Raw genomic sequence first — 11,943 nt, forward strand, 5'->3', positions numbered from 1 at the left:
ATGGGTGAATAGACTAAGAAAAAAGGAGGCGATTGCCATGGATCAGCAAGCTACTTATCAGCAGCAGATGAAGGAAATGTGTGAGCAACATATGAATCAAGCCGTGACCATGCAAGCGAATGGAATGAATTATGAAGGTGTCGTTGAAATGGTGGATGACAACCACGTCTACATGATGGTGCCGGTGGATGAGCAAGGACAATTCATGAGTATGTATGAAGTAATGGCCGGAATGCAGCAGGAGCAACAAGAACAACAACAGCAGCAACAGCAACAAATGATGAACGGGCAAGAACGCTATGGTTATCCATATCAGCCGTACTATCCAGGATATTATCCATACTATCCACGTCCACGTCCTTACGGCTGGAGACGCCTAGTATTCCCACTAGCGGCGTTGACGGCATTGGCTATTTTATAGAGATATATGGGAAAGAGTAAACCAGCCGGAGTGGGCTGGTTTTTTTGGTGGGTGGAGGAGAGAACCAACAATAAATTATATAGTTCCTTTTCCTTTTCCATTTGAAGCACTTTAATAATCTAATTTTGTTTCTTTTAGTCATTATGAAATGTATGAGCAATTACTTCTGCAGCTTTCTCAATTAATTCATCATCATAACTGGCGTCCTCTTCTTCGCGACTAGACAGGATAGCCATAATAATGGGGTCACGATTTGGTGGCCATACAATCGCTATATCATTTCGAGTTCCATATCCAGCGGCTCCAGTTTTATCTCCAACCTCCCAATCTTCTGGTACACCAGCTCGAATTAGAGCATCCCCTGTAGTGTTTCCTTTTAACCAATTTTTGAAAATGTCTTGTTTTTCAGTAGGAAGATATTCAGTGACTCCAAAAACTTCTAGGTTCGTTGCGAGTGCTTTTGGGGTACTCGTATCTCGTAAATCTCCTGGAACGGCTTCGTTTAACTCTGGTTCTATACGCTCAGCCATGGTGGTAGTATCTCCACTATCTCGTAACGCTTGTTCAACGCCTTCAGGTCCTCCTAATTCTTCAAAGAGAAGGTTTGCTGCTGTATTATCACTATATTGAACAGCTGCTTTGGCTATATCTCCTAAACTCATCCCTTCGTCCACGAATTCTTCAGTAATTGGAGAATATGTAACAATATCTTCCGCAGTAAATGTCCTTACTTCATCAAGTACTGATAGCGGATTTTCTTTTAATAGAATAGCAGCCTGCAAAGCTTTAATTGTAGAAGCGTATGCAAAGCGTTCGTCTTCACGAAATTGAATCATTTTTTCCGTTCCTGTGTCTATTGCATAGATTCCTAGCCTAGCATCATATTCTTTCTCAAGTTGTTCAAAGGACTCTTTGGGCGTTTCTTTTAAAGTTATATCTTCAAAAGAATTGTTTACGCTTTGGCTTCCTAGTTCTACTTGCTGTTTGTCCTGCTGCCGCTCCCCTGAGCAACCTGCGATGATAAAAACTAAGCTTACTGATACTAGCATGTAATAAAAATGTCTTTTATTCATGATGTTTACCTCCAAATAGTTTAATTCTAAAACAAGATTACATTTGTAGTCTTGTTTTGCTTTTGATATGATATTACATGTGTAATCAAAGGAAGTCAATTGAAATTTTTGTTGCGACTAAGAACAAGAGAGTTGGTGTTATAAAGCTATGTTTTTAAATCATTTTATAATGGCATTATGTGTGTCTACCTTTTCCATCGTTGTCATACTATTTATAAAAAAATGGTTTGGAAAACAACTAACAGCAAAATGGCGTTATCATTTATGGATGTTCCTATTAATTATGTTGCTACTTCCATTTATTCCTACTCATATATATAGTTCTAGTTCTCTCTTTGATGCAAGGGGTACAGATCGTATGAGCACGTTACATTCGAATGAGGAATTAACGAGAACAAATATGGTAGAAGGGCTTAAACTTATTCAGGACTTCTCGGTATCTGTAAATCGTCTAGATCTATCCTTTGTTAGTATCACTGTTTTGGTATTATGGACATTGGGCGTGCTACTATTTACGTTTAATATGATTTTGGGATGGAACACACTTAGAAGGATAAAGAAACATTCTTTAGTCTTTGCGAACCAAGAAGTTCTTCAGCTTTTTGAAGAATGTAAGAAAAGGGTTGGGGTTAAGAAATCAATCACAATGTTCAGATCAAAACAAATTCAGTCTCCAATGATCGTTGGACAATTTAAACCATATATCATGTTACCTGCTCAACATGAAAATTGGCTCAGTTTAAAACATTACGAATACATTTTTCTTCATGAACTAAATCATTATAAAAATAATGATTTGATGATAAATTACGTGATAGTTTTTTATCAAATCATCTATTGGTTTAACCCTTTAATATGGTTTGCTTTCAGAGAAATGAGATTAGATAGAGAAATTGCCTGTGATGAATCTGTTTTATACTTACTAGATGAACACTCATTTAGTGCATACGGTAATACCATTATTAATTTTATAGATTCCTCGAAGCGCTCAAGAAAACTACATTTAGTAACTAAAATCAATGGTTCAAAAAGTCAAATCAAAAAAAGAATTGAAAGAATTTCTGTCTTTAAACCAAGCTTTAAAAAAACACGAAGTAAAAATGTTCTTATATACTTTGTAGCGAGTTTGGTAATGTTCGTTCAATTGCCAGTAGTATCTGCTTTTTCAACGCAGAACGATCGATACTATTTCGATTACGATAGAGCAGTTAACGAGGATTTGCAGTTACATTTTGAGGGGTACGAGGGAAGCTTTGTACTATTTGATCAAAATGCTCAACAATATCACTTTTATAATGAGGAGAAAAGTAAATTACGTGTATCACCAAATTCCACTTATAAAATCTACAGTGCCCTATTTGCATTAGAAAAAGAGGTGATAGCTCCCGAGGAATCAACCCTTATGTGGGATGGAACGAAGCAACCTTTTGAGGATTGGAACAAGGATCAAGATGTTTCATCTGCATTACAAAAATCTGTAAACTGGTACTTCAAAGAATTAGATTATAGAATGGGGTTTGATTCAATACAATCTAACCTTAAAAATATAAACTATGGGAACTCTGATATATCAGGTGGGTTAGGTGAATACTGGCTAGAATCTTCATTAAAAATATCTCCAATTGAGCAAGTACAATTGTTACAAGCCTTTTATTATAATCAATTAGGGTATAAAGATTTCCATATACAAACTGTCAAGGAATCATTACTCATTGAAGAGAAAAAAGATATTCGAATATCCGGAAAAACTGGAACAGGAGCAGTAAATGGAAAAGACATTAATGGTTGGTTTGTCGGGTATGTTGAGACGGCGAATAATACTTATTTCTTTGCCACTAATCTACAGAACGAAGATCAAGCTTCAGGAAGTAAGGCTGTAGAAATGACATTACAAATTTTGGAAGAATTAAGAATTTATTAAGTAATTGAAGGTGATAAATATGGCGATAAACATCCCTAATATATCTGAATCAGAGTGGGAGATCATGAATGTACTCTGGACTAAAGCTCCTCAAACAGCTAGTGATATTATAAGTTCTTTACAGGAGAATACCGATTGGAAGCCAAAAACCATTCGAACTCTTTTGGATCGTTTGGTTCAAAAACATGTAGTTGGAGTGAATAAAAATCAAAGAGTTTACACTTTTTTCCCTCTCTACACTCAGGAAGAGTGTCGGCGTGCAGAGACCGAATCATTTATAAAGCGAATATATGGAGGAACATTAAAATCCATGCTTGCTCAATTCATAGAGGAAGAAACGTTATCTAATGATGAAATCAACGAACTTCGCACGATGTTAGATAAAAACGTAAAAGATAATGAAACAAATAATTAGGATGATTTTCTAATCTAACTTCAATGGGATCCCTGTAAATCATGACTGCTTCATTGATCTTATATTTCAGGAGTTTTCGATTTTTAGAGATTTCAGACCAAAAGCGAGAAAGAAGGGGTTAAAAAGTGAACATTGAAATAAAACAATGTACAATTCAAGATGTTAATTTACTCCGCGAGGTAAGCATAGAAACGTTTATTGATACGTATAAAGATCAAAATACTGATGAAAATATGAAGCTTCATCTTTCAAAAGCTTTTAGTTTGAATCAACTAGAGATTGAAATTTCTTGTAAGAACACAGAATTTTATTTCATATTTATGAATGATAAGATAGCTGGATATCTTAAGATTAATTATAATGATGCTCAAACAAAAGATATTGGACCTGAATGCTTGGAAATAGAAAGGATTTACATCAAAAAAATCTACCAGGGTAAAGGCTTAGGAAAATATTTAATTGAACATTCACAAGAAATATTATTACAGTTAAATATGAAAAAAATATGGTTAGTTGTTTGGGAAAGAAATGAAAAAGCAATACAATTCTATTCAAAGAAGGGCTTTATACAGAGTGGTTTTCATTCTTTTTATTTAGGTGATGAAATACAAAAAGATATAATCATGTTAAAGGTTGTAGAAGGTAAAATCTAAACTTGCTTACTTATCAAAAGGATTATTAAAAAGGGTAGATCGAAATGCATTCAGATGATAGTAGATATCGTGATTGAGAACGAGAGACGAGAGATATTGGGAGTTTGCTCATGCAATCAATAGATTAAACTAATTTACATTACAGTGGAGAGCACTGTCACTATTTTGACTTGCTCTCTATTTCAATCAACAGAAGAGAGCTAGATATGAATAAATATAAAATAGGTTCTACGCTTTGCAGCGGGATTCCACGTGTTGTACTCATTCCTCCTTTCCTCAATCCTCTTATTCAAAGCCTCAGGAAACCCCTTCTAAACTACACACGGTTCATGTAAATGTTGTGGTACATTTCGTAAAAAGTCATCGAAACTCGCGATCAGTGGTTTAATGGGTTAAAATAGGTAGATATAGCTATTATATGATTACATGATATGATGTTTGTTGAAAAAGGAGGACTTAAACAATGGAACAATATTTGGTGTACCTTGTAGAAGATGAAGAGAACTTATCAGCTGTACTTCGAGCTTATTTAGAAAAAGAGAACTGGAATGTAAAGGTGTTTGATAATGGAAATGATGCGCTTGAGGCGATTGAGGACAAGCCTCATTTGTGGATTTTAGATATTATGCTGCCAGGAACAGATGGATATCAGTTACTTAAGGCCATTAAAGAAAAAGAAGATCGTCCGGTTATTTTCATTTCAGCTCGTGATCAGGATCTTGATCGTGTGTTGGGACTTGAAATGGGTAGTGACGATTATCTTTCGAAGCCATTCCTTCCACAGGAGTTAATTATTCGTGCGAAAAAGATTCTGAATCGTATTTATGGAACGTCCACACAGGAACAGAAAAAGATCGAGCTTAATCAATATTTGATCGATCCAATCGGACGTACAGTTACAGATACATTAGCTTCTGGAGAAGAGCTTGTAGATTTGACGACAAAAGAAATGGACTTAATTCTTCTTTTAACAGGGGATATTGGGAAAGCATTCTCTCGTGAGAAGATCATTGAGTTTGTTTGGGGCGAAAATTACTTTGGTTCTGAACGCGCCGTTGATGATGTCGTTCGCCGAGTTCGTAAAAAAATGAATCGAATTCATCTTGAGACACTTTATGGATATGGGTACAGGATCCTATCCTCATGATAAAGGTTAATCTGACACAGCGGATTTGGCTTGCCTTTATATCGCTTATTCTGCTGGTTGGACTATCCATTGCGATTGTTTATCCATTATCGATCAAAGGAACGTTAACGGAAGAAACCTATCGTATGATTGAGCAAATTCAGGCTCAAAACATTAACAGTCCTACGGATTTTAATCCGCCAGCGAATCAATATGAATTCATTGACGCACAAAATCAGTCAAGAGCTGTCAGTCATTTTGTTTATCCTGAATCCATTAGTCAGCAATATGGCTCGCCACCACCAAATGAATTATATGTGGAAATGGTCACAAATGCTGTGAATCAAGAGCCGCAGCGTGGCAGATATGAGATTCAATTTGGTGACGCGACCATCTTTTATGTGATTAGCCAGGTAAAAAACCCTGAGTCAAATGAATCTGGTTATTTGATCTCCTACATGTTTGATGAATATCGTAATTCGATGGTAGATCGTTTGTGGGAACGCCTTCTTTATTTATTGATGCTTACGAGTGTTCTAGCCCTTTTACCAGCGATTTGGTTAAAATACTACTTACAACAGCCTTTAACGATTCTTGGGAATCACCTTGATCAAATTGCAAACCGGGATTGGCAGGAGCCACTTCAATTGGAGGGCGATGAAGACTTTGAACGACTGTCTACTCAATTTGAGCGAATGCGATCAAACTTGAATAGCTATGACCGAGCACAGAAAACGTTCATCCAGCACACGTCGCATGAGTTAAAAACACCAATTATGGTGATTAAAAGCTATGCTCAATCCGTTAAAGATGGTATTATGCCTAAGGATAGTTTGGAGCAGACGATGGAAGTCATCACCGAAGAAGCAAATCGCATGGAGCGACGCGTCATTGAAATGCTCTATTTTACAAAGCTTGAGCAAATGAAGCAGAACCAGCTAAAACGAAGCACGTTTGTGTTTGGTAGCCTCGCCTATCAAATTGAAGAGCGGTTCCGCTATCAACGTGAGGATGTCACCATTCATGTGGTCTCTCCAGAGGTTGAAATCAATGGAGATGTGGATCAGCTTGAAGTTTTGCTTGAAAACTTAGTTGAAAATGCATTGCGATATGCAGAAACAAGCATTTGGATATCAGCAGAACCATACACAACAGGTGTTACCATCAGTGTGGAGAACAATGGTGAAGCGATTGATGACAATGAGATTAAAGAATTGTTTAAGCCGTTTTATAAAGGTAACAAAGGGAAATTTGGACTTGGTTTAGCGATTGTGAAACAAATTGCAGAGCTTCATCATGGATCACCTCGGGTTGAGAACACAGAAAAGGGTGTACGTTTTGTGATCACGATCCCAAATGAGACGTATGAAGAGTTAGTTGATACGGTATCAAAGTCTAAAAAAAGAGATCGTAAAAAAGAGAAAAAAACAGATTAGTAAGAAGACCAGGGCATTGTTGCTTTGGTCTTTTCTTGTATTTTTGGTGTAATGAGTAGTAGAGGGTATGGTATACTGACGTTGATGACAAGTTAAAGAGGTGACGGAATGAGCAAAGGAATACGAAATTATCAGGTCGGAGAAAAGGTGGAAAGTTATTTTCTAATTAAGTCTTCCACAAAAAGTATTGCAAGTAACAGCAAGCCTTTTTTGACGTTAATTCTGAGTGATAAGACCGGTGATATTGAAACAAAGCTCTGGGGTGCCTCGCCTGAGGATGAAGCAGCCTACGCAAGTAGAGCATTAATCTATGTGCAGGGAGATTTGATCGATTATCGTGGACGTAACCAGTTGAAACTATCAAGCATTCGCCCTGTTTCAGCCCTTGATAATGTAAAGATTAGTGATTTTGTTCGCTCAGCTCCTATTTCATCTGAGGATATGCATGAAGAAATAACTCAATTTATCTTTGAAATGAAGAATCCTAATATACAGCGTATTACAAGGCATTTAGTAAAGAAGCACCAGCAGGAATTCTTAGAATCACCAGCAGCTACCAGAAATCATCATGAATTCGTCTCGGGATTAGCTTATCACGTAGTGTCGATGCTAAGACTGGCCAAAAATCTATCTGAGCTTTATCCAAGTTTAGATACAGACCTATTATATGCAGGCGTTATTCTGCATGATTTGGGAAAGGTTCGCGAATTATCCGGGCCAATTGATACGAGCTATACACTAGAAGGAAAGCTTCTAGGTCATATCTCTATCATATCAAATGAAATTGATGCTGCAGCCAGAGAACTTAAGATTGAAGGAGAAGAAGTGACTGTGCTTCAACACCTTGTTTTAAGTCATCATGGTAAAGGTGAGTGGGGAAGCCCTAAGGTTCCAATCATACGTGAAGCAGAAGTGTTACATCTGATTGATAATGTGGATGCAAAGATTAATATGATGGACCGGGCGCTTGATCGAGTGATGCCAGGTGCTTTTTCTGAACGAGTGATGCCACTTGAAAATCGTAGCTTTTACAAGCCGAGCTTTCAAGCACCTCCACTAGACGAGAATAGCTAGTTCTAATCATTCTTCTTCTCTCATAGAATCTATCAAGTAGACAAGCGGGGGGAGAAAACCGAATGAGTGAACAGTTAAAACAAAGACTAGCCATCGCTTTTTTAGTTGTTTTAGTGATTGTGTTTATCACAACTCAAACTAATGTGTTATCCATTCTTGCACAAGATCCTTGGTGGATATACGTAGTCATGCTTGGTGTTGTGATTAGTGGATATTTTAGCCTTAAATATCTTCTTGAAGATAAACGACAGGAGCAAGCGTGGATTGAGCAAGAGGGTCACGTGTACATGGAACGTCTTGAAGAAGCAAGACAAAAGAAAGAAAGTAAATCATAATGAAAAAAGGATGCCATCTCGGCATCCTTTTTGTTTATCCTTGTGCTTCTTCTTCCTCTTCTTCAGCAGGTTCCTCATCCGTTTGCTCAAATGGAGTTAGCAAATCCTCATAACGAGAATCCTCAATCGTGATATCAGATTCTTTTACAAGATCTGAGAAGACGTCAGCAGACGATTTAGACTTTTGCTGTATTAACATGTCTTCAATCGCTTCAGCATAGTCCTCGTATGAATCACGACGCTCTAACACTTGAATAATGTGATAGCCAAAATCAGATTGAATAGGGGCACTAATTTCATCAATATCTAATGAGAAAGCTGCTTCGTCAAACTCGGGAACCATTTGACCTTCAGGGAAAAACCCTAGATCGCCGCCACTTGGTGCAGTGCCTGCATCGGTTGAATTCTCTTCAGCCAGCTCAGCAAAGTCAGCACCCTCATCAAGTTGAGCCTTTAGATCGTTCGCCTCATCCTCGTCTTCTACTAAGATGTGACGAGCGTGAACTTGTGTAGGGTAGCTCTCTTCTTGATCTTCATACATTTGTTTCTTTTCTTCCTCGGTCACTTCCACACCTTCAGAAGCAAGTCTTTCAATAACAAGCTGAGGTTTAATGAATTCATTAATAAGCTCATCTCTTGATTCAAGCACAACTTGACCTTGAGATTGCATAGTAATGACTTCTAACAAATCCTCATCGGATTCTGCTCCGAAGTTTTCTTTGAATTTTTCGATTTCTTGATCGATATCTTCATCAGTAATTCCCATCTCGTCTGCTTTATCATTTAATAGCTGAAGTTGAATGAGGGAAAGTAAATTTTGTTCTCCAGCTGTTTCTTTTAGTGATTCAACGAATTCTGCTTCAGTGATATCTGTGCCATTTACCTTAACAACGGCATCCTCTGGGGCAGCTTCATTATTACAAGCTGAAAAAACCGCAATACTTGCTAATCCTGCAATCGCTACAATTATTTTTTTCATTACGTACACTCCTCAAAGTTGTAATCTCATCACTATGGCTAACTTGTCCAACTTCCATCAGCCGTCAACACAACCCTTACTATACCATATTGAGGATATGAATAGAAAGTCATTCCAAAAAAACGATATTGGGCAAAAAAGGCTTTAGCCCAGTACCAATTGTGCAGGAGTGCATAGTATACATTAACAAAGCGCATGAAGGTCTTTTGCTTCATGATGCTTTCTAAAGAATAAAGGAGGCGTTCATTATGTCTGGTTACAATAATGGTTTTGCGTTAATCGTGGTGCTATTTATTCTTTTAGTGATCATTGGAGCTTCTTGGGTTTACTAAGTTAGAAATCTAGAAAAGGTGAGGGGTTGCCCCCTCACCTTTTTAAGTGAAAAACAGTTTTACATACGTAGATGTCAAAAGAATCGTTAGACATATATTTGTTACGCGAAACACTTTCGCCTGTTTTTCGGTCGGAACTTCTCTTCTTGCACAGAACGCATCTGCCATCGTGTTAATGATGTAAAGAATAAAGACCGCAAACATAATAAGAGGGAAGAGCATAAGACTGCCTCCTGTTAACCTTGTATTATCTTAAACTTTATCAAAAAAGCTAAGAAAAAGATAGAAAAATGATCTAACTTCTCTAGTTTTCTATTACTGCAAGCATTTGGACAAGCCTTTACACGGAGTCCGAACTACCCGTATCATACATAAAGAAGGGTGGTTGAGGTGATGATAAGAAACAAATGGAAAGTAGCGTTTATTGTTTTAGCTGTTATTGTAGTTGTTGCTATTATTGCTCTGTTTGTTATGATGAGGAGCATTTTACCAGAGGCCGAAGACGTGCCATATACCGAAAGTGAGCTAACAGATGAACAAGGTCTCGTGGAAATCCGTTCGACGAAAGCACAACTGAATGAACTCATTCAGGAAGCGACAAGTGAACTTCAAGAAGAAACGCCTTACACAGTTGAACTCTTATCAGACACGGTTGAATTTCAGTCAACGTTTCGTTTTTTAGGACAGTCGATCCCAATCACTATTAACTTTGATCCTGAGGTAGCAGATAATGGAGATTTACTTCTTCAAGCCGATTCTCTTTCATTCGGATTCTTGTCGATTCCATCAGAACAAGCCATGCAACTGGTGAAGAATCACACAGAATTACCTGAATGGATTGTTGTGCATCCATCTGAATCGTTTATTGAGGTTCAATTAACTGATGCGCGGTTCGATGACCTTTATTCATTTAGAGTGATTGAGTTTGACTTAGCTCGTGATGAGATTCAAGTAGAAATGTTTATGAACAGGGATTAAATAGAGGGGCTAGAAACAAACATACAGTTTCTAGCCTATTTTTTGTTACGAAGATTTTGATATGTCCTCTTGTTCATTATCAGATAATGATTTTATACAGAGATGCCCATCTTCTTCATTCAGGCAATCTTCAAATTTGAGGAGGGAACTCTCAAATCGATCAACAAAGTCACTCCCGTATACATGACGCACAATACTAAGTAGCTCAGAGAATTCAGGGAACTTCCCGTATAGCTCTTTAATGGGTAAAGCACCACCGTATACACTGTACGTATGTTCATCGTAGCTACGAAAGGTTTCAAGCAATAATTCTTTTCCTTCATCCGTCAAATAAATGTAAGTGTTTCGCTTATCATTTTCTTTTTTTGAAAAGGCGAGAAGACCACGAGCTTCAAGCTTTTTTGAAAAGTTAAAAGCAGTGGAGACGTGCATAACGCCGAAGTTAGCTATGTCTGTAATGGAAGCCCCATCTAACTGATAAGAAATCCAAAGAATGTGGTGTTCGTTCAAGTTCAAGTTAAAAGGCTTTATCCATGCCTGCCAATCCTTTTCAACTGACTTCCAGAGAGCTTTACTTAATTGGGCCAGGCGATGACTAAACATAACTGATTGCTTTAAAGAGTGCGGCGTTTGGTGTTCCATGTAATCTCCTCCATCCATAATCCGTCACAATACTTCCCTGCGTATATCTCTCTATCATTATTTTTGAATACTTTTATTATGACAAGAAATGGGTAAGAAATAAAGTACTAATTTTCGGAATATACAAAAATCCTACCTAATCTTTTTTGACTAGCTTCTGCAATTCTTCTACGTTTTTTTGTACGTCTTCAACTTCTGACTTAATTCGTTCAATAGAAGGAGCTGTTTCTTCTTGCCATTGATCGATTGAATGCTTGATCTCACTACCTGCTGTTTTTAAAATATCTCCACTCATTTTAAAGGTTTCAACAGCCTGTTCTTTGATCTCAATTCCTTCTCTAGACAATTGTTTTGCGGATTGACGCAATGAATTCACTGAACTCTGACAGCTGTTTCTGAGTTCTTTTCCAGAAGTTGGAGCTGTAAGTAACACAGCTACTCCAGATACAAGAGTACCTGCGAGTAACCCAACACCAATTGATTTAAAATTCATAATGGAACGCTCCCTTAAATGTAGTCTGTAAACCAAGCCCTTGCATATACATCACCAAAGGGGTG

General features: G+C 37.5%; 15 protein-coding genes. 10 read left to right on the forward strand and 5 right to left on the reverse strand.

Features of this window, described 5'->3' with window-relative positions:
• Positions 1-4 precede the first annotated feature (4 nt).
• Positions 5-421: a hypothetical protein gene (locus ACQKKO_RS13415; protein ID WP_498647989.1), complete on the forward strand. Its 417-nt coding sequence runs from the start codon at positions 5-7 to the stop codon at positions 419-421.
• 134 nt (positions 422-555) lie between these two features.
• On the opposite strand, the gene bla is transcribed toward ACQKKO_RS13415, so the two are convergent.
• Positions 556-1,494 carry a class A beta-lactamase gene (gene bla, locus ACQKKO_RS13420; protein WP_498647991.1) on the reverse strand — a complete coding sequence of 313 codons (939 nt, stop codon included), beginning with the start codon at positions 1,492-1,494 and terminating at the stop codon, positions 556-558.
• 169 nt (positions 1,495-1,663) lie between these two features.
• Here bla and ACQKKO_RS13425 point away from each other — a divergent pair, with 169 nt between their 5' ends.
• The 7 genes from ACQKKO_RS13425 to ACQKKO_RS13455 all read left to right on the forward strand — a co-directional run bounded on the left by ACQKKO_RS13425 (position 1,664) and on the right by ACQKKO_RS13455 (position 8,454).
• Positions 1,664-3,415, forward strand: a complete 1,752-nt coding sequence (locus ACQKKO_RS13425) for a BlaR1 family beta-lactam sensor/signal transducer (protein WP_498648294.1) — start codon at positions 1,664-1,666, stop codon at positions 3,413-3,415.
• Positions 3,416-3,434: 19 nt separating this feature from the next.
• Positions 3,435-3,830, forward strand: a complete 396-nt coding sequence (gene blaI / locus ACQKKO_RS13430; RefSeq protein WP_498647993.1) for a penicillinase repressor BlaI — start codon at positions 3,435-3,437, stop codon at positions 3,828-3,830.
• A gap of 125 nt (positions 3,831-3,955) precedes the next feature.
• Complete coding sequence (locus ACQKKO_RS13435; RefSeq protein ID WP_498647995.1) at positions 3,956-4,483, forward strand: GNAT family N-acetyltransferase; 528 nt, start codon at positions 3,956-3,958, stop codon at positions 4,481-4,483.
• A gap of 463 nt (positions 4,484-4,946) precedes the next feature.
• Positions 4,947-5,630 carry a response regulator transcription factor gene (locus ACQKKO_RS13440; protein WP_479827260.1) on the forward strand — a complete coding sequence of 228 codons (684 nt, stop codon included), beginning with the start codon at positions 4,947-4,949 and terminating at the stop codon, positions 5,628-5,630.
• A complete protein-coding gene (locus ACQKKO_RS13445; RefSeq protein ID WP_498647997.1) occupies positions 5,627-7,045 on the forward strand; it encodes a sensor histidine kinase in 1,419 nt (472 codons plus the stop codon). Before ACQKKO_RS13440 ends, ACQKKO_RS13445 begins: the two co-directional genes overlap by 4 nt.
• A 108-nt stretch (positions 7,046-7,153) precedes the next feature.
• Positions 7,154-8,119, forward strand: a complete 966-nt coding sequence (yhaM, locus tag ACQKKO_RS13450) for a 3'-5' exoribonuclease YhaM (RefSeq protein WP_498647999.1) — start codon at positions 7,154-7,156, stop codon at positions 8,117-8,119.
• 62 nt (positions 8,120-8,181) lie between these two features.
• Positions 8,182-8,454 (forward strand): sporulation YhaL family protein, encoded by a 273-nt coding sequence (locus ACQKKO_RS13455; protein WP_498648001.1) that lies wholly within the window; start codon positions 8,182-8,184, stop codon positions 8,452-8,454.
• A gap of 34 nt (positions 8,455-8,488) precedes the next feature.
• Here the strand turns inward: ACQKKO_RS13455 and ACQKKO_RS13460 are convergent, their stop codons facing one another.
• Positions 8,489-9,433, reverse strand: a complete 945-nt coding sequence (locus ACQKKO_RS13460) for a peptidylprolyl isomerase (RefSeq protein WP_498648003.1) — start codon at positions 9,431-9,433, stop codon at positions 8,489-8,491.
• Between the two features lie 248 nt (positions 9,434-9,681).
• On the opposite strand from ACQKKO_RS13460, the gene ACQKKO_RS13465 reads away from it, so the two are divergent.
• Complete coding sequence (locus ACQKKO_RS13465; RefSeq protein ID WP_203087454.1) at positions 9,682-9,765, forward strand: YjcZ family sporulation protein; 84 nt, start codon at positions 9,682-9,684, stop codon at positions 9,763-9,765.
• Between the two features lie 42 nt (positions 9,766-9,807).
• Here ACQKKO_RS13465 and ACQKKO_RS13470 read toward each other — a convergent pair whose 3' ends face one another.
• Positions 9,808-9,987, reverse strand: coding sequence for a hypothetical protein (locus ACQKKO_RS13470; RefSeq protein WP_203086257.1), 180 nt, complete (start codon positions 9,985-9,987; stop codon positions 9,808-9,810).
• A gap of 171 nt (positions 9,988-10,158) precedes the next feature.
• On the opposite strand from ACQKKO_RS13470, the gene ACQKKO_RS13475 reads away from it, so the two are divergent.
• Positions 10,159-10,743 (forward strand): YpmS family protein, encoded by a 585-nt coding sequence (locus tag ACQKKO_RS13475; RefSeq protein WP_498648005.1) that lies wholly within the window; start codon positions 10,159-10,161, stop codon positions 10,741-10,743.
• Positions 10,744-10,788: 45 nt separating this feature from the next.
• On the opposite strand, the gene ACQKKO_RS13480 is transcribed toward ACQKKO_RS13475, so the two are convergent.
• Together ACQKKO_RS13480 and ACQKKO_RS13485 are read right to left on the reverse strand one after the other, a co-directional pair.
• Positions 10,789-11,385: an HTH-type transcriptional regulator Hpr gene (locus ACQKKO_RS13480; RefSeq protein WP_203086259.1), complete on the reverse strand. Its 597-nt coding sequence runs from the start codon at positions 11,383-11,385 to the stop codon at positions 10,789-10,791.
• A gap of 136 nt (positions 11,386-11,521) precedes the next feature.
• The gene (locus ACQKKO_RS13485; RefSeq protein ID WP_498648008.1) at positions 11,522-11,878 is read right to left on the reverse strand and encodes a YtxH domain-containing protein; all 357 of its coding nucleotides are present in this window, start codon (positions 11,876-11,878) and stop codon (positions 11,522-11,524) included.
• Positions 11,879-11,943: the final 65 nt, after the last annotated feature.

Source organism: Alkalihalobacillus sp. NPDC127517 (assembly GCF_050276055.1).
GTDB lineage: Bacteria > Bacillota > Bacilli > Bacillales > Bacillaceae_D > Alkalicoccobacillus.

Bases quoted from the DNA above. Each gene is read 5' to 3' on its own strand.
- ACQKKO_RS13440 (WP_479827260.1), top strand. From the start codon at position 4,947: ATGGAACAATATTTGGTGTACCTTGTAGAAGATGAAGAGAACTTATCA.
- ACQKKO_RS13480 (WP_203086259.1), bottom strand. From the start codon at position 11,385: ATGGAACACCAAACGCCGCACTCTTTAAAGCAATCAGTTATGTTTAGT.
- blaI (WP_498647993.1), top strand. From the start codon at position 3,435: ATGGCGATAAACATCCCTAATATATCTGAATCAGAGTGGGAGATCATG.
- ACQKKO_RS13470 (WP_203086257.1), bottom strand. From the start codon at position 9,987: ATGCTCTTCCCTCTTATTATGTTTGCGGTCTTTATTCTTTACATCATT.
- ACQKKO_RS13475 (WP_498648005.1), top strand. From the start codon at position 10,159: ATGATAAGAAACAAATGGAAAGTAGCGTTTATTGTTTTAGCTGTTATT.
- ACQKKO_RS13460 (WP_498648003.1), bottom strand. From the start codon at position 9,433: ATGAAAAAAATAATTGTAGCGATTGCAGGATTAGCAAGTATTGCGGTT.
- ACQKKO_RS13465 (WP_203087454.1), top strand. From the start codon at position 9,682: ATGTCTGGTTACAATAATGGTTTTGCGTTAATCGTGGTGCTATTTATT.
- bla (WP_498647991.1), bottom strand. From the start codon at position 1,494: ATGAATAAAAGACATTTTTATTACATGCTAGTATCAGTAAGCTTAGTT.
- ACQKKO_RS13455 (WP_498648001.1), top strand. From the start codon at position 8,182: ATGAGTGAACAGTTAAAACAAAGACTAGCCATCGCTTTTTTAGTTGTT.
- ACQKKO_RS13485 (WP_498648008.1), bottom strand. From the start codon at position 11,878: ATGAATTTTAAATCAATTGGTGTTGGGTTACTCGCAGGTACTCTTGTA.
- yhaM (WP_498647999.1), top strand. From the start codon at position 7,154: ATGAGCAAAGGAATACGAAATTATCAGGTCGGAGAAAAGGTGGAAAGT.
- ACQKKO_RS13425 (WP_498648294.1), top strand. From the start codon at position 1,664: ATGGCATTATGTGTGTCTACCTTTTCCATCGTTGTCATACTATTTATA.
- ACQKKO_RS13445 (WP_498647997.1), top strand. From the start codon at position 5,627: ATGATAAAGGTTAATCTGACACAGCGGATTTGGCTTGCCTTTATATCG.